This is a genomic window from Dysgonomonas sp. 521, assembly GCF_010501055.1.
Lineage (GTDB): Bacteria > Bacteroidota > Bacteroidia > Bacteroidales > Dysgonomonadaceae > Dysgonomonas.
The window spans coordinates 1-14692 of sequence record NZ_QVMO01000020.1 but is presented as its reverse complement, the minus strand read 5'-3'; the positions used below and the strand labels follow the sequence as shown (position 1 = coordinate 14692).

The 14692-nt window shown below is 39.1% G+C and carries 22 protein-coding genes and 2 tRNA genes; 5 read left to right on the top strand and 19 right to left on the bottom strand.

Annotated features, from left to right (window positions below):
- Window positions 1-332: 332 nt before the first annotated feature.
- Entirely contained in the window at window positions 333-1850 is a 1518-nt protein-coding gene (locus tag D0T84_RS07915) for a TlpA disulfide reductase family protein (protein ID WP_163307343.1), read from the bottom strand.
- 439 nt (window positions 1851-2289) lie between these two features.
- Between D0T84_RS07915 and D0T84_RS07910 the strand changes: the two genes are divergently transcribed.
- The 4 genes from D0T84_RS07910 to D0T84_RS07895 all read left to right on the top strand — a co-directional run bounded on the left by D0T84_RS07910 (window position 2290) and on the right by D0T84_RS07895 (window position 5529).
- Entirely contained in the window at window positions 2290-4137 is a 1848-nt protein-coding gene (locus D0T84_RS07910) for a 2-oxoacid:acceptor oxidoreductase subunit alpha (RefSeq protein ID WP_163307342.1), read from the top strand.
- A 4-nt stretch (window positions 4138-4141) separates the two neighbouring features.
- Complete coding sequence (locus D0T84_RS07905) at window positions 4142-5176, top strand: 2-oxoacid:ferredoxin oxidoreductase subunit beta (protein WP_163307341.1); 1035 nt, start codon at window positions 4142-4144, stop codon at window positions 5174-5176.
- Window positions 5177-5333: 157 nt separating this feature from the next.
- Window positions 5334-5406, top strand: a tRNA-Gly gene (locus D0T84_RS07900).
- A 39-nt stretch (window positions 5407-5445) separates the two neighbouring features.
- A tRNA-Leu gene (locus D0T84_RS07895) sits at window positions 5446-5529 on the top strand.
- A gap of 123 nt (window positions 5530-5652) precedes the next feature.
- On the opposite strand, the gene D0T84_RS07890 is transcribed toward D0T84_RS07895, so the two are convergent.
- From D0T84_RS07890 to D0T84_RS07805, 18 genes are read right to left on the bottom strand one after another with little or no spacing between them, the layout of a single operon-like run.
- The gene (locus D0T84_RS07890) at window positions 5653-6321 is read right to left on the bottom strand and encodes a hypothetical protein (protein WP_163307340.1); all 669 of its coding nucleotides are present in this window, start codon (window positions 6319-6321) and stop codon (window positions 5653-5655) included.
- Complete coding sequence (locus D0T84_RS07885; RefSeq protein WP_163307339.1) at window positions 6318-6725, bottom strand: hypothetical protein; 408 nt, start codon at window positions 6723-6725, stop codon at window positions 6318-6320. The genes D0T84_RS07890 and D0T84_RS07885 overlap by 4 nt, the downstream gene beginning before the upstream one ends.
- Window positions 6726-6728: 3 nt before the next feature.
- Window positions 6729-6878 carry a hypothetical protein gene (locus D0T84_RS07880; protein WP_163307338.1) on the bottom strand — a complete coding sequence of 50 codons (150 nt, stop codon included), beginning with the start codon at window positions 6876-6878 and terminating at the stop codon, window positions 6729-6731.
- Between the two features lie 11 nt (window positions 6879-6889).
- Window positions 6890-7135, bottom strand: coding sequence for a hypothetical protein (locus tag D0T84_RS07875; RefSeq protein WP_163307337.1), 246 nt, complete (start codon window positions 7133-7135; stop codon window positions 6890-6892).
- A 5-nt stretch (window positions 7136-7140) separates the two neighbouring features.
- On the bottom strand, window positions 7141-7371 hold the full coding sequence (locus D0T84_RS07870) for a hypothetical protein (protein ID WP_163307336.1): 231 nt from the start codon (window positions 7369-7371) through the stop codon (window positions 7141-7143).
- On the bottom strand, window positions 7368-8015 hold the full coding sequence (locus D0T84_RS07865) for a DNA cytosine methyltransferase (protein WP_163307335.1): 648 nt from the start codon (window positions 8013-8015) through the stop codon (window positions 7368-7370). The genes D0T84_RS07870 and D0T84_RS07865 overlap by 4 nt, the downstream gene beginning before the upstream one ends.
- The gene (locus D0T84_RS07860) at window positions 8012-8764 is read right to left on the bottom strand and encodes a site-specific DNA-methyltransferase (RefSeq protein WP_163307334.1); all 753 of its coding nucleotides are present in this window, start codon (window positions 8762-8764) and stop codon (window positions 8012-8014) included. The genes D0T84_RS07865 and D0T84_RS07860 overlap by 4 nt, the downstream gene beginning before the upstream one ends.
- A 2-nt stretch (window positions 8765-8766) precedes the next feature.
- Entirely contained in the window at window positions 8767-9504 is a 738-nt protein-coding gene (locus tag D0T84_RS07855; RefSeq protein WP_185155712.1) for an ATP-binding protein, read from the bottom strand.
- Window positions 9419-10270, bottom strand: a complete 852-nt coding sequence (locus D0T84_RS07850; RefSeq protein ID WP_163307333.1) for a DUF4373 domain-containing protein — start codon at window positions 10268-10270, stop codon at window positions 9419-9421. The genes D0T84_RS07855 and D0T84_RS07850 overlap by 86 nt, the downstream gene beginning before the upstream one ends.
- 51 nt (window positions 10271-10321) lie before the next feature.
- On the bottom strand, window positions 10322-10774 hold the full coding sequence (locus tag D0T84_RS07845; RefSeq protein WP_163307332.1) for a DUF4494 domain-containing protein: 453 nt from the start codon (window positions 10772-10774) through the stop codon (window positions 10322-10324).
- 23 nt (window positions 10775-10797) lie between these two features.
- Window positions 10798-11112 (bottom strand): hypothetical protein, encoded by a 315-nt coding sequence (locus D0T84_RS07840; protein WP_163307331.1) that lies wholly within the window; start codon window positions 11110-11112, stop codon window positions 10798-10800.
- Window positions 11113-11115: 3 nt separating this feature from the next.
- Window positions 11116-11598, bottom strand: coding sequence for a VRR-NUC domain-containing protein (locus D0T84_RS07835; RefSeq protein ID WP_255495259.1), 483 nt, complete (start codon window positions 11596-11598; stop codon window positions 11116-11118).
- A gap of 7 nt (window positions 11599-11605) precedes the next feature.
- Complete coding sequence (locus D0T84_RS07830) at window positions 11606-11842, bottom strand: putative quorum-sensing-regulated virulence factor (protein ID WP_163307330.1); 237 nt, start codon at window positions 11840-11842, stop codon at window positions 11606-11608.
- Window positions 11832-12248, bottom strand: coding sequence for a hypothetical protein (locus tag D0T84_RS07825; protein ID WP_163307329.1), 417 nt, complete (start codon window positions 12246-12248; stop codon window positions 11832-11834). Before D0T84_RS07825 ends, D0T84_RS07830 begins: the two co-directional genes overlap by 11 nt.
- Window positions 12248-12439, bottom strand: coding sequence for a hypothetical protein (locus tag D0T84_RS07820; RefSeq protein ID WP_163307328.1), 192 nt, complete (start codon window positions 12437-12439; stop codon window positions 12248-12250). Before D0T84_RS07820 ends, D0T84_RS07825 begins: the two co-directional genes overlap by 1 nt.
- 4 nt (window positions 12440-12443) lie before the next feature.
- Window positions 12444-13184: an MBL fold metallo-hydrolase gene (locus D0T84_RS07815; protein WP_163307327.1), complete on the bottom strand. Its 741-nt coding sequence runs from the start codon at window positions 13182-13184 to the stop codon at window positions 12444-12446.
- Entirely contained in the window at window positions 13184-13354 is a 171-nt protein-coding gene (locus D0T84_RS07810) for a hypothetical protein (RefSeq protein ID WP_163307326.1), read from the bottom strand. The genes D0T84_RS07815 and D0T84_RS07810 overlap by 1 nt, the downstream gene beginning before the upstream one ends.
- Window positions 13355-13357: 3 nt before the next feature.
- Window positions 13358-14179 carry a hypothetical protein gene (locus D0T84_RS07805; RefSeq protein WP_221413126.1) on the bottom strand — a complete coding sequence of 274 codons (822 nt, stop codon included), beginning with the start codon at window positions 14177-14179 and terminating at the stop codon, window positions 13358-13360.
- A gap of 304 nt (window positions 14180-14483) precedes the next feature.
- On the opposite strand from D0T84_RS07805, the gene D0T84_RS07800 reads away from it, so the two are divergent.
- On the top strand, window positions 14484-14692 hold a 209-nt coding region (locus D0T84_RS07800; protein WP_163307324.1), incomplete at its 3' end, for a recombinase family protein.

Genomic DNA, 14692 nt, shown 5'->3' with positions numbered 1-14692 from the left:
CGATTTTCAATTCCCTTTTTACTCTTGGTTTGGCCCGCTAATTAGCTCCGCTGACCGTTGGTTCGGCTAGCAAAAATGATAAAATCCATCTAAAAATAGCTATAAAAAAGATTTGCCATAAAATTTAAACAGACTCTTAGTAACCGTTAGGAAATTTCTCGTTCTGATTTTTAGAATTGTTTTTGAGATAATTTTTATTTCCACGAAGCGATAGTAGCGGGCTACTTGAGCTGAGTGAAAGAGAAAATTAGCCGAAAACAAGCTAAAAATGAACGAAGAACTCTTAACCTTTCTCTTATGAAAAAGAATTCGTGAAATTTCCTAACAGTTACTTAGAATAATTCTTCGATCTTCTCTTTTAATATTTCTGTTCCGAGATAACCTATTGTTTGGTATTTCATTACTCCGTTTTTATCATAGAGTAGATAAGCGGGTATCCCTTCAATATTTAGATTATCAGAAATATAATCCCATTCCTCACCTGTCAGATAATAATGTTCACCACCTATTCCTTCGGCTCTTTCTTGCCATAACTTAGCCGGAGATGAAGTATTGCTAATGTACACAAAAACGACATCTTTACCTTTCAGTTCTTCTTTAAGGGGTAATATCTCTCTCATCGCATTAAGGCAAGGACCACACCATGTAGCCCAGAAATCGACCATAACAACTTTCCCTTTATATTTATCGATAATGGCTTCCATTAGTTTCTCTTTGGCAACAGCAGGTGTTTCATTTAATATAGATTTTCCTTTGGATGTCGCTATTTTAACTATTTCTTCATTTTTCCGAAGAATAACTTGCGCCAATCCGGTATTCCCCCAATAATCCTTTATGTTTTGTATTTGTTTGTCTGATAATGGTTTCACTTGATATGATAACTGTCGCATATAGGCTTGCGCGATTGCCATATCGTAGAACAACCCTGTATCGGTTCCTACCAAATCAGCCATTGTATGTTTAACGCTTGCAGCCCATTCTTTTATAGGCGTTTCTTTTATTTCCGGAATATTAAATGTTTCATTCCGAAGCATGGTTTGAAATACCCTCCCATAGACTTCACTATACAAATAGTAAGGGTTTCCCAAATCATACTCTTTCATAAAGGTATAATATGGTAAATCCGGTTCCTTTACTTTAATGATTGTTGTATCATCCTTTTCTTTTATATTTATGAATATCATATCCATCTCTTCCGTGAATTGAAGCGCGTTGCTTATATGCATAGATTTCAGGTAATAGGTAAGAAATATTTTGCTCTGTTCTGATAATAAAGAATCTTTACGAAATATATCAAGTCTTTTGTCCAGGTCATACTGATTTATAGGAAGGTATTTCTGGGGATTCTCAAGGCAACTGTCAAAGACCGCTTTTGTAAGAAGATCATATTTTGCTCCTAATTGCCCAGCTTTTACCATAGCCTCTTGTGTGTGTATATTATTTTCTGTATAAAAATCAGGCCCTGAAACGACAGTGATAGAATCATTATCAATAATTATTTTTGTTTCTTTATTAGCTTCAAAATTTATAGTAAATCCTTTAGCTGAATATGAATCATGTAAAAAACCTATTGCAGGATTTGTTTCTATGGGAATTTCTATCGAAAAACTACCGTCACCCGCTATTTTTAGTTCTTGTCTGAAAAAGTCTAAAGTTATAGGTTGTGGAACTGCTACAGTAAAGGCAGTACTATCAATTTTGTAACCTACTATCTTTCCGGACAATTTAGCAGTTCCGGCTTCTATGACAGGTATAGGAAGCCCTTTGTCTGTTGGCTTGGTACATGCTAATAATAAAATACTCAGTCCGATAAAAGCGAATAACTTAAGAAAAGGTGAACTGTTTTTCATAATATTAAAATTTTAGTATCCTTGTTGTTCTTTTGCCTGATATGCATAATCACAGGTAAAACCCGTGGAGAAAGCGGAAAGTAATAGACCGTCTCCGTAGGAGGCGAATGGGGCTGGTTTTTGTATTAGCCTCCTACTGAGACATATTTTTCAGTCAGTCCCTTCCACAGGTTTTACCCGTGGTTATCCACCTTCAATCCCTTCTGGAGAATAAGCTACTGTATCTTTCAACCCCTGATTCGTATTATTGACCCAAAGGTGAAAAAAGTAACTCAAAGGTAACAGTTTTTTATTTGTTTTCGACAGTTACTTATTTTGTGTCTAAATATTTTGAATTACTTATTTTGATATTTTTGTCTAAATAAGTTTGTTTATTCATGAATACTTTTTTTCCTTTGTTCAATGATTTAAAATACGATCCGTCATTTAAATATTAGCAATGCAAAACACAGTAAAAATTAAAGACGTAAAAGACATAGTCGTACGTTTTTCTGGCGATTCGGGAGATGGTATGCAGTTAACCGGAACCATCTTTTCCAACCTTTCCGCAATCTTTGGGAACCAAATATCTACGTTCCCTGATTTTCCGGCCGAAATCCGTGCTCCTCAAGGCACCCTTTCTGGCGTATCAGGGTTTCAGGTACATTTAGGTAACCAAATCTATAACTCGGGGGACAAATCGGATGTTTTGGTCGCGATGAACCCGGCTGCACTGAAAGTAAATGCAAAATCCTTAAAAAAAGATTCGGTAATAATTGTAGATAGTGACTCTTTCCAAAAACGGGATTTGGAAAAAGCCTTGTTTGCCACAGAAGACCCATTCAAAGAACTGGGACTTACTACCCAACAGATAATGTCTGTGCCCATAACATCGCTGACAAAAAGTAGCCTCGAAGGGATGGAGATGGATATGAAATCCCGTATCCGTAGTAAGAATATGTTTGCACTAGGGCTTGTATGCTGGTTGTTTAACCGTCCGCTCGACGTTGCCAACCACATGCTCTCCGCTAAGTTTGCGAAGAAACCCGTTCTGGTAGAAGCCAATCTGAAAGTATTGGCAGACGGATTTAATTATGGTCATAATACAGACATGTCTATATCGTCGTACCGGGTAGAAACCGTAAATGTTGATAAAGGCTTTTATATAGATGTGAATGGTAACACGGCGACAGCTTACGGCTTAATCGCTGCTTCGGAAAATTCAGGGAAACCGCTGTTTCTAGGTTCTTATCCGATTACGCCCGCTACCGATATTTTGCATGAACTGGTAAAATTTAAGCAACTCGGGGTCAAGGCCATTCAGGTTGAAGATGAGATTGCAGGCGTTTGTACGGCTATCGGTGCCAGTTTTGCCGGAAGCCTGGCAGCGACATCTACATCGGGGCCGGGTCTGGCACTGAAGAGTGAAGCCATCGGTCTGGCTGTAATGGCCGAATTGCCGCTCGTTGTCATCGACGTACAGCGCGGAGGCCCTTCTACAGGATTACCTACTAAAACAGAACAGACTGACCTACGTCAGGCATTGTACGGACGTAACGGGGAAAGCCCAATTGTGGTTTTAGCCGCTGCAAGCCCTACAGACTGTTTCGATATGGCATATTGGGCATCCAAGATCGCCCTGGAGCATATTATGCCTGTTGTACTATTAACTGACGGTTATATCGCAAACGGCTCGTCAGCATGGCGCATACCCGATCTGGATAAATATCCGCCAATCGTGCCGCATGATGTAACGCAATATAAAGGAAATGAGTGGTGCAGCGCTTTACGCGATGACGAAACAATGGTTCGTTATTGGGCAGAAGCCGGACTGGAAGGCTATACACATCGTATAGGAGGTCTCGAAAAAGACTTTAACACAGGAGCTATATCCACAGATGCCGACAATCATCAAAAGATGACCGATGTACGTCAGGCCAAAGTAGATAAAGTAGCAGATGTAATCCCTCAACTCGAACTGGTCGGAGGCGAAGACGCTGACTTACTGGTTGTAGGCTGGGGTGGCACCTACGGGCATCTGCGCGAAGCTGTGGAAAAAATGAACGCAGCCGGGGATAAAGTTGCTCTGGCGCATTTCCGCTTTATCAGTCCGTTGCCTAAGAATACGGAATCTCTACTCAGGAAGTTTAAGAAGATAATTGTAGCCGAGCTTAACAATGGGCAGCTTGCAGGTTATCTGATGGAAAAAGTTCCGGGATTACAAGTTTCCTGTTACAACAAGGTTGAAGGGCAACCTTTCGCCGTTTCTGAATTAATAGATGCATTTACAAAGAAGTTAGGAGAGTAAAATTATGATAGACGTAAATTTAAAGATGGCTTCATCCCATCAGTCAAAAGACTATAAGAGCGATCAGTATGTGCGTTGGTGTCCGGGATGTGGAGATCATGCTCTTCTCAATTGCTTACACAAGGCAATGGCCGAGCTGGATATAGAACCTCACATGACGGCAGTGATATCGGGTATCGGTTGTTCGTCCCGTCTGCCATATTATATGAACACATACGGGTTCCATACTATTCATGGGCGTGGCGCCGCAATAGCCACAGGGGTAAAAACCGCGAAGCCCGAATTGTCGGTATGGCTGGCAACCGGCGATGGAGACTGTCTGGCTATTGGGGGTAATCACTTTATACATGCGGTACGCCGTAATGTGGATATTAACATTCTGCTACTGAATAATAAAATATACGGACTGACCAAAGGACAGTTCTCCCCAACATCGGACAGGGGATTTGTTTCTAAATCTTCTCCTTATGGAACTGTGGAAGACCCGTTCCATCCGGTAGAACTGGCATTGGGCGCACGGGGTACTTTCTTCGCGCGTTGTATCGATGTCGATTTGGCTAATACGACGGAGATACTCACCCTTGCGGCTAAGCACGCGGGTACATCTGTAGTAGAAGTACTGCAAAACTGTGTGATATTTAACGACGCCATCCACGATAACATCGTAGACAAAGCATGGAGAGCAGAACGCACCATTTTGCTTAAGCATGGCGAGAAAATGCTTTTCGGGGCGAATAAAGACAAGGGGCTTGTTATAGATGGCTGGCAGATAAAAGATGTGATAATCGGCCAGAACGGCTATACTATCGATGACGTATTGGTACATGATGCTACGACCAAAGATAACACATTACACATGAAGCTGGGACTGATGTCTCCCGAAAACGGTTTACCTCTCGCTTTAGGCGTTATCCGTGATGCAAAAGGCCCTACTTACGACAGGGGTGTTGCAGAGCAAATAAAGGAAGTTCAGGAAAAGAATCCGGTTCGTAAGCTTAAAGATTATCTGATGAAACAGGATGTATGGGAAGTAAAATAACCCGTAATCATTGAAATAAAAGAAGTCTCTAGAGTTATTTTTAGAGACTTCTTTGCTTTTTAGACAGAAAAATAGAGTAAATAATAATTTTAGGTTAAAAAAGACAGGAAGAAATTTTGAAAAAATAAAAATAGCCTATATATTTGCACTCTCAATTGCGAAAGTAGCTCAGTTGGTAGAGCACGACCTTGCCAAGGTCGGGGTCGCGGGTTCGAATCCCGTCTTTCGCTCAAATGTGACAGGAGGTCACATTTTTTGTTTAAAACCATGCGCACGTGGTGAAATTGGTAGACACGCTACTTTGAGGGGGTAGTTTCCGTATGGATGTGCGAGTTCGAGTCTCGCCGTGCGCACAAAGGGTTTCAAGGAATTGAGGCTCTTTTGTGTTTTAGAAATGTTGTAAACTTTGTTGTGAACTTTTCAATAAAAAAAGACTACAAAAACTGTAGTCTTCCATGTTATAAAAAATAAAATAGTTAATATATCAGATCGTCATAGTTGAAACCGAGTTCTTTTATTCGTTCTTTCTTCCCCTTAATCTCTTTCTTGTACATACGTCTGTTACCGACAGTATATTCTGCTTCGTTGTCTAAATCAAGTTGAAGATCGGTAATTTCTTCTTTTATCTGATTTATAAATACAACCCACGCTTCATTCCAGAATCGTTTGAATTGGGGCGAAATATCGGTAATACAAGGATAAGCGTAAGGTTCTCTATAGAATCTCCAAAGTTTATCATTATCGTAAGCATGATGCCAATAGCTTTCTTTCCCGCAAATATCAATAAACATATCATTCACAACATCCCATAAATCACGGGCTTCATCTTCTGAAATATCGTTACCCCGTCTTGATTCAATAATATCTTTTTTGATTCTTTTGTGTGTCGCATCTGAATCGAACCAATCACTCTCGCCCACTTTTCCTGCAAAATACCACATATCAATTTTAGTCAGGAACTCTTTAAAAGAGCATCCACAAGCACCCCAATAGTTTTGCCAACTGCCGTAATCAGATGCAATCTGTATTCTACCTGTCTTATCTTTATAGTCAAGTGTTATATCAGCCCAATACATCCCAGATTGATGCCTGATTTTATATAGTTCGCATTGGCTTTTGTTTATTGTAAATTCGTTTAAATTCATATCTTCTCTATTAAATAGGTTAATACTGCATCAAGTAAAGCGGATTCGGCTTTGGGATAAGTGTTTTCATAAATATCCTCACAAACGAAATATGGATTGTCGGTAAAAAAATGGCCATGATAATAGATCTCGTTATCTACATCGTATCCACAACCAATACCGCAATAAATACCCTTGTTATCTCTTATCCATTGCAGGGCTTCGGAAATGGTGGGGGCGGAATAATATACTGCTACTTTCTCTGAATTGTCCCTGTTATTATTCTGATTATAATCCATTCTTCCAAAAGGACTCATTAATCTATGATTTCCTGATTTTTGATGCAGGCAATAGGTATGTTCTACCCTTTGCGTAAACCCTAAATCGTTCAATTTCTTTGCTTGCTCAAATGTTACTATATTCATATTTCAAAGTTCTTTTCCGTCAATTGGTAAATTTTCCATACAGTAATCATCCCAGCATTGGTAACACATTGCGTAAGGCGTGTTATCAGGCACTCCGGTTGCGTCAAATTCCTTTCCGCAATCTTCATAAATGTTTGTTTCTGTTTCGTTCATTATGGGTAGTATCAGTTTCTGAATGCTTTAATAAAATCTTCTAATTCTTCATCGCATGAAAAGCAAATAGGTATAAAGCTTGCGTCTGCAAAGGGTTCTACTTGAAAATCCCAAAAAGCATCCATGTGTAATATTAATTTATCATTTAGTTTTAGTTCGTTCCATCTTTCGTATGGATGATTTTCCCCATTGTCTGTTTCAATAAAACCTAATCCCCATAGGTATTCATATTCTGGTCTATAATCTTGATATGCCATAGTTTTTACTTATTTAGTTTATTGTCAATCATAATATCTAGCATTTCATCATCGGAGACAGGTATTTCTTCTATTAGCATTCCGTCTATTTTGCAACTGGAATCGAATCGACCTGTTATTATTCCTACCAGAAGTTTTATATAGGCAGATAACCAACCTCTGGCACATATCCGATCTTCATCTTTTAGAAATAGTTTTCCGTTGATGGTACGCTTTACTGTAAATATTTTCATCATTCAAATATTTTTAATTGGATGTGTGATTCTATTTGTTTTCCAGACAGAAGAAAATTGCCCCATTGTTCAGCCATTGCTTGAGCTATACCAGAATATGTTTTACTTCTTAACTTTGCTCTATCTTCGGATGGTGGCAGCTTCCAAATTCGTTGTTCACGTCCTGCAACAATATTTGTAGGTTGTAACATTGGTAATCCTTTTAGCCATAAGCAGGTAGCTTTTGTTTCTCCATGTCCGAATTGCCACGGTTGAATTATCTGGTCATATTTTCTGCCGATAATATCTAAAGCATATTTGTGTGGTATCGGATTCTCACAAGAAACAAAAGGAATATCTGAGTTTAGGCAATCTCTTAGCAATGAAGCATAGTAAATCATATTCTCATATCTTGTCTGGTCTATAATAATTCCATCTTTCGCCAACCATCTTACACCGCTGTTACAGGAATAAGTGCAAGGAGTAAAGAATATACCTGCATCCCACTTCTTTAATTTTATAGCTTCTTGTACAGGCATTTGTAAATGCCATTCTGGATGCCCCCCCGAACATGGGAGTATATCGTTGGAATAAGCATTAAACCCTAGCTGCCTAAATGCTTTGCATACTTCCTGGCTTTCCTCACATCCTAAGAGAATATCTTTCATTCTAAAAAACTTGTTTGAATATGAGTAGCTTGCTGTTCGCGACCTGTGAATAATTGGGTTTGTCGTTGGTGCCACTTTAGACGGTTTACTGCATTGTCGAAATTGAATTTATCTTTCTCGAAAATGGTTAGTTCATATCCTAAATCGTGGCAGGCTATTGCTAGAGAGAAGGAACCGCCGTGAGTATCTATAATTCTCATGCCTGGTGTTGCGTAGTCGATAAGAATCGCTTTGTACAGCCAGACAGGCTTTTGTGTCGGGTGTATCTTCTTTTCTATGTTATCTCCGCCACGACTACCGCCAGAATAAAGTCTTGCAGGTTTGTCGAATGAGGTCCACGCCAATTCAAATTGAGAAAAGTTAGTCCAGGGTTGCTTTTTATCCCATGCGATAATACCTCGTGTGGGTGGCAATGGGAAATAGTTTCCGCCCCAGATGATTTGATTGTGAGATATTCTGAATAGGTGGTCAAAGTATTCGGATGGTGGCGGTGCATCATCCCAAGCAATATCGGATTGATTAAGTATTCTATTCTTCAGTTTACCACCGCCAGAGTTTAACCTGCCTTTCTTTACTCGTTTTGCTGTTGATTCATAGCCTTTAGTCTGCCCCATGCTCATATTGGTAGCATTGATATCATACTGCGGATCGGGAAAAGCAAGGTCAAAACATTTGTCGGGCAAAGTCTTGATATACTCTTGGCTATCTCCGTGTATCGCTGTTATATTTCCTAGCTGAATAATCTCCATTTCTATTTTCTTCTTGACTCGCCAGTCATAGCGATTACATTAAATCCTTTGAACCTATCTACTAACCTATCATCGAATCGTTTTTGAAATTCATCGACAGTAAGGTTTGAAGTCATGTGATACTTCATAAATGTTTGCTGATATATTTCGTATCGGGCGAATAGAAATTCATCTATTACGGTTTCGAGCGTGGTGCCGAAGCTTTTTTGCTTTTCTGTTTCCAGTCCGATATCATTCAGGCATACATGAAAAGGATTACCCTCAAGGCTGTTTTTGCCGTTCTCGTTATATGTGAACCTGTCTATGTGTCCGTTGATTTTATAATAATTCATCATTTGGGTAACAGACAGGTTGTGATAAAAATTCGGGTTCCTAGTCAGTCTCAGGTAGTCAGAAAATATCTGCATGATGATTGTTTTCCCGGTACCCGGTTCGCCTATCAGCATAATGTTTTTGTGAATTTTATAATCTTCGCCCTCGAAAACATTTTCCGCTAACTTGCAATTGTTGAAATAATACAGCATGAAGGTTAGCAGCTTCCGGTTATAATCATCGACATCGAAGCCTCTGAACTCCCGGCTCATGTAATTGTTGCCGATGCGTTTTACAAACTGTGCATGACTTTCACATACCGCCGGAATAGTAAGGTCAAACTCAGAACCTTTTTGTATAGTCTCTAGGTGTCTCTTTTGCAGGTTTATTGTTTGCTCCATTGTGAGCCGTCCTTGTCTCTGTTCCATTTTTACCTCCTTTCTGATTTTGTATTCTCTCTACTTCTGCCTGCTGCCGGTACCAACTTTTGAAATGATAGATAGCATCCTTGCGTTCTTTCGTGTCTTCGCCATCAACTGTCAGCTTCACAAAAAACTCTTTGACCTTATCGGAAATAGTTTCATTGTCGGGATATGGCGCACCTGCGGTTCGCTGAAAATCTTCGATGCAAGATTGATCGTTAAGCAATTCTTCCATTAACGGAAGAAGAGATTCAAAAACAAGCCGATTCTCTCGCGCGCTAGAGAGATAGATATTTACTTTACTTTTCTTTACTTTACTTTGTGGTATATCTTCGGGAGTATCCGGTAAAACTTCGGGAAGTTTTTGCGTTTCTTCCGTAATTTTCTCCTGTTCTTCCTGAATGCAGATATCTTCGGGAATTTCGAAGTTGGTTCGTTTGGCACGTTTACACATTTCGAGATATCGCTTTTGGATAGATAAAGATGTTATTATCCCGCGTGTGAGCAGTGTTTTATCAAATAACCCCACAGCACCGCAGTATATTACTATTTCTTTTACCGTTGTTTCTTTCAAGCCAAAGTATTCGGACACGTCAAAGGCAGTATTTTCATCCCACACAAGGAAACATCCTTCTACTCTGTATATCTCGCACAGTATGTAATCGTAAACGGCAATACCATCACACTTGAAGTCTTTCTTCAGGCGTTTTATACGTCTGTCCTGATACCTGTTTGTATCGACATTGTAATATATTAGTCCGGTTTTTGCCATTGTCTTTTCTTAATTTTAAGCCCCACCCGAAAGCGGGGCTAGAATCCTGTTTTAAAGAGTGATTGTTCTGACTTCGGTGTCAGAAAATGGGAACACATCCATTATCAGTGTTTCTTTGACTTCGATTATTTCATAGTCTACTAGTGTTCCTTCCATACCTTTAACAATGACATCTTTTGCAATTTGCAGGTCGGAAGCCTGAGCAAGCATATTTACTTTGGTCTTTTTCTCCGAACCGCTTCTTTCGTCCAAAGCGATGAAGGCAACAACAGCTTTATAAAATCTGTCTCCATTTTTGTTGAAGAATAATTCGTTTAGAGGGTAACGACTGATATCTACGATAGTAAATTCGCCGGATACATACGGCTTAATTTCTTCAATCGTTCTAGCTTCTGCTTCTGTCCAAGACAAAGCATCAATCAAATAAGGTTCTGTAACCTTTTTCTGCATTCCGTTCTCCAGTATCTTTTCATGTTGAACTTTTGATATAAACCAGTTGTGCATAATTTTAGATATTATTTATAGTTTTACATTTGAGATATATTGATTTTAGCTGTATAGGTTAGCACTCCTTCGTAGCCTCTGTCATGTAATTCTCTCATTAGTTCTCTAGGTGTGTAATTTGAAAGAGGGTTGTTTTCGTTTGATTGTGGGCGTTTATTTACTCCTGCAAATGATTCGGACTTAACTCGCCCTAAAGGCTCATTTTTACCCCCACCACTTTTCTTGTTGCACATACATTTTTTACACCAACCTTGTAATCTATCTTTTGCTTTAGATGATGTGTAAAATTCACTTTTCGGTTTATCCTGACCGCACTTCCCGCAATGTTTTATTTCCATAATTCATCTGTAATTAGTTGTTGATAAATATTCTTTGAGTAATTCTATTCCTTCGGCAGCGTTGCGATAAATGAGGTATAAACCTCCGGCAGCTTCTATCTGCTTTTGAAATTTTATTTGTTCTTCTGATTGGGTACCTTCTTCGGTTTTAGTTTCCAGGCATAGCATCGTATGTGTATTGTTGGAAACCAAACAAAGGATATCAGATACACCCGGTACTACTCCTTGTCTTTTGAATCTAGCAGCTTCTTTTTTGTCTCTCTTACCACCATTGGGAACCGCAAATAATAATTTATCCAGTTTAGGAAATATCATTCTCGCAGTACTGAAGAATGCTTCCTGTATGTTGTCTTCTTCGTGACTAATATTGCGTTTCGGTTTCTTACCTTCTTTCTCATCTATTGCTTTTTGGATGCAGTTCAAGCAATCTTCATAACCGACAGGAATTATTGCGTTCTTCTTTCCGCAGGTAGGGCAGACTTTCATCGCTAGATTATTTAGAATTATATGCGTTCCAGTTTTTCTTGTTACTCTCCTGTTGCTTTATTTCCAATTTTAAAGCGTCCATATTGTCTTCGATATAATTGGCTACATCAGGAGTACATTTGTTGTTGTCATATATCCAAATGAGATATGATGCAGGAACATTCGCCATTTCCTTACCTTTGTATTTACCGAAAGGCATTAAACTTTCGTCTGATAATACTTTATCTATTTTTCTATTTTCCATGTGTCCACGTTCTATTGAAATTCATTTCTTCTTTTGCCATACTTAGCTTTGAGCGACACCATTCGAGTTGATATTTGCAGGTTTTATTCAGTTGGGTTACCTGGTCGAGAAGGAATTGTTCTTCTTTGCAGATACTATCAATAAGTGCATTTTGCACTCCGGCCGACAGTTTTCCCTCCAGTAATATTTTTTCAATGGATTCCAATACTTCATCTTTGCGGAGTTCGTTCAGGTGGTATTTAGCATCTGCCATCATTTTACCTGTGCGCGCAATAAAGGAAGACAGCTTATTACCTCGCTCTTTTATGAGTTCGGGGCTTTCTTCAATACCGGAATAATCTTCGTCCACAAATTCCTGTATGCCTTCGGCTTCGAATACCAAATCTTTGAATGATGTTATCAGCATTATCTCAACTTGTTTAGTTCTTCTCTTAGCTTTTGATTTTCTTTCCTAAGCTCCTTACGGTCATGCTCTAACTCTTGTATATATGCTTCTCTTTGTCCGCGTTCAACAAGAAGTTGTTTATTCAGGATATGATCGGGAATTTTATCCAAACCGAATATCTCTTTTGATTTATCTACTCTTTTATTTCCCATATGATTAGAAGAGATTTTTGTTTAACTCAATTTCAAAGCCACGACTAGCGACAAATACACGTTTGCCTGTTGCTTGTTTTACTTGCTTCATAAATAGTTTTTCGTTCGAATTGCTATCTGAAAGGTGCAGGAGAATTATATTTCTTACATCGGTAAGATTGTTTGCTCGAAGTGTATCGCAGCAGGTATCTACATTCATGTGAGATTCTATAACCCGGTCACGTACTTTCTTATGTACTTTGCCTTCGTTGTAGTTGGCATTCAGGATATCCATAGAATAATTGCACTCTAACAGGATATGCGAAAGATTGTCGAACTTATAGGGTAAGTAGTAAGTATCGGTAGCAAACAGTATTATTCCTGTGTCGGGGTGGTCGATAAGGAACCCATAAGGTTCGGCGCAGTCGTGCTTCACATCGAACGCCATTACTTTGAAATTGCCCAACTGGACAATCTTTTTAGATTGCATTGCTACCGGCAGCTTATTACTCTTCAACTTTAGTTTACTTATAGTACCGGGAGAGGTATAAACTTCTATTCCGGAATTAAGCGCATCGTTCACATATTTGGCATGGTCGCCATGTTCGTGAGATACTAAAGCAGCAACAACCTTACTTACATTGAAATCCAATGCTTTCTTTACTTCGGAAAACTTAACTCCGCATTCTATCACCAATGCTTCATTTTCGTTTTGAAGTATATAGCAGTTGCCTTTGCTGTTGCTGTTTAGTACCCTTAGTTTCATTATTCTATAAAATCTACTGTTTCTAAAAAGTATGATTTGTCTGCATTGAGTGAGACTAGCATATCAATATCTCTCTCAGCTAATTCCCTCTTGCTTTCATCGTAAGCACGCATTGCGAAATGCCCACTTTGGTCATCATATACGGCATATAGGACTATTACTTTTTTCATATCTTATAAGAATGAAGGCTGTCTGCCTGATTGACCATTATTAGCAGGGGGCGGTGTTTGGTCGCCTTCGCCTTGTGTATTTTCTCCTGAAGGTGCGGATTTGGAAGAACCGCCCATGTTCAGCGTTTCGCTATTGGCATGGTTCTTTATCTCCTGATTTACCTTTTCTTCTACGTTGACAGGTATTTCTTCGTAAGGAACATCGACAATATCGTACACTTCATCATCGGTTTTTAATCCCATCGACAATTCAGGAGCATAGGCGCGCGTCCAAAATGTTGCAGTTCGGTATTGTAGCATTAGTTTAGGCATGGTTTGCCACTTAGAACCGTTCTTTGTGTACCATCCTTCTTTGATAGCCATGTCGATAGATACCGGAATACTTTCCATAATCTCATCGTTGCCTTTTTCGGTGGTGTACGCTATACATTGCCAGTTATCTACTTTGGTTTGCGTACCGGGAAGAGTTACTTCGCCAAGTTTGTCGAATTTGTATTTCAGGGAATTGTATCTTCCGCAGGAATTGACCGTAGCGATAAGAAACTTTGAGCTCCATGCAGGTTGACCGTAAACGATATACATATTCTGCATAACCATAAGCGGACTGGCACCAATGCGTTGAGCCGTTTCCAAAGCAATCATTATATTGGCGACTGCTTTCTGTTCGTTTCCTTGTGATGCCTGATACTGCTTCGGTACAAGGTCGCTCCGGCTATACATATTCGCCATGCGTTGAGCAAGGTCGAATGTTACAGGGTTGAAAAGGTCGAATGTTGGTGTCATTGACTGTTCTTGTTTTGCTAACTGTTGATTTTGAGTTGACATAATGATTTGGAATTTTATAGGGTTGTTACTCTTCGTCTTTATCTAATTCATTAATAAGGCAATCGGCTAACGAAACAGCTTGTGAAGCAAATTCTCCTCCAGTTATTTTTAGACCACTTGCAAGCATTCCTTGCATTGCCATAGCTGCATACAATTCTCTTTTCGAAATACCACGATAGTTGATTGTTATGTAAGCCTTCGGTCTGCCTCATCTTTTACAAGATTTATATAGTTTTTACCTTTACGGAGAGATTTAACGATAAATTAAGGAGCCATCAGTTTATGCAAATTTGACATCAATTGTATGAAAACCTATATATCATATCTTCGTCAAAGTACTATAAAACAACAAATCATCGGACTTGGTATTGAAGCTCAGCGAGAGATTATAAATACATATGTGAAGGATAACTCAAAAATTCTCAAAGAGTATTTAGAAACGGAAACAGGTAAAAATAATCATCGTCCTAAATTAGCAGAAGCATTAGAACAATGCAGACAAACCGGTTCTAT

Coding starts and splice junctions, on each gene's coding strand:
- D0T84_RS07820 (WP_163307328.1), bottom strand. CDS start 12,439: ATGGGAAATAAAAGAGTAGATAAATCAAAAGAGATATTCGGTTTGGAT.
- D0T84_RS07805 (WP_221413126.1), bottom strand. CDS start 14,179: ATGTCAACTCAAAATCAACAGTTAGCAAAACAAGAACAGTCAATGACA.
- D0T84_RS07870 (WP_163307336.1), bottom strand. CDS start 7,371: ATGATGAAAATATTTACAGTAAAGCGTACCATCAACGGAAAACTATTT.
- D0T84_RS07890 (WP_163307340.1), bottom strand. CDS start 6,321: ATGAATTTAAACGAATTTACAATAAACAAAAGCCAATGCGAACTATAT.
- D0T84_RS07835 (WP_255495259.1), bottom strand. CDS start 11,598: ATGAAAGTCTGCCCTACCTGCGGAAAGAAGAACGCAATAATTCCTGTC.
- D0T84_RS07865 (WP_163307335.1), bottom strand. CDS start 8,015: ATGAAAGATATTCTCTTAGGATGTGAGGAAAGCCAGGAAGTATGCAAA.
- D0T84_RS07910 (WP_163307342.1), top strand. CDS start 2,290: ATGCAAAACACAGTAAAAATTAAAGACGTAAAAGACATAGTCGTACGT.
- D0T84_RS07845 (WP_163307332.1), bottom strand. CDS start 10,774: ATGCACAACTGGTTTATATCAAAAGTTCAACATGAAAAGATACTGGAG.
- D0T84_RS07860 (WP_163307334.1), bottom strand. CDS start 8,764: ATGGAGATTATTCAGCTAGGAAATATAACAGCGATACACGGAGATAGC.
- D0T84_RS07830 (WP_163307330.1), bottom strand. CDS start 11,842: ATGGAAAATAGAAAAATAGATAAAGTATTATCAGACGAAAGTTTAATG.
- D0T84_RS07840 (WP_163307331.1), bottom strand. CDS start 11,112: ATGGAAATAAAACATTGCGGGAAGTGCGGTCAGGATAAACCGAAAAGT.
- D0T84_RS07905 (WP_163307341.1), top strand. CDS start 4,142: ATGATAGACGTAAATTTAAAGATGGCTTCATCCCATCAGTCAAAAGAC.
- D0T84_RS07855 (WP_185155712.1), bottom strand. CDS start 9,504: ATGGAACAGAGACAAGGACGGCTCACAATGGAGCAAACAATAAACCTG.
- D0T84_RS07815 (WP_163307327.1), bottom strand. CDS start 13,184: ATGAAACTAAGGGTACTAAACAGCAACAGCAAAGGCAACTGCTATATA.
- D0T84_RS07875 (WP_163307337.1), bottom strand. CDS start 7,135: ATGGCATATCAAGATTATAGACCAGAATATGAATACCTATGGGGATTA.
- D0T84_RS07850 (WP_163307333.1), bottom strand. CDS start 10,270: ATGGCAAAAACCGGACTAATATATTACAATGTCGATACAAACAGGTAT.
- D0T84_RS07915 (WP_163307343.1), bottom strand. CDS start 1,850: ATGAAAAACAGTTCACCTTTTCTTAAGTTATTCGCTTTTATCGGACTG.
- D0T84_RS07825 (WP_163307329.1), bottom strand. CDS start 12,248: ATGCTGATAACATCATTCAAAGATTTGGTATTCGAAGCCGAAGGCATA.
- D0T84_RS07810 (WP_163307326.1), bottom strand. CDS start 13,354: ATGAAAAAAGTAATAGTCCTATATGCCGTATATGATGACCAAAGTGGG.
- D0T84_RS07885 (WP_163307339.1), bottom strand. CDS start 6,725: ATGAATATAGTAACATTTGAGCAAGCAAAGAAATTGAACGATTTAGGG.
- D0T84_RS07880 (WP_163307338.1), bottom strand. CDS start 6,878: ATGAACGAAACAGAAACAAACATTTATGAAGATTGCGGAAAGGAATTT.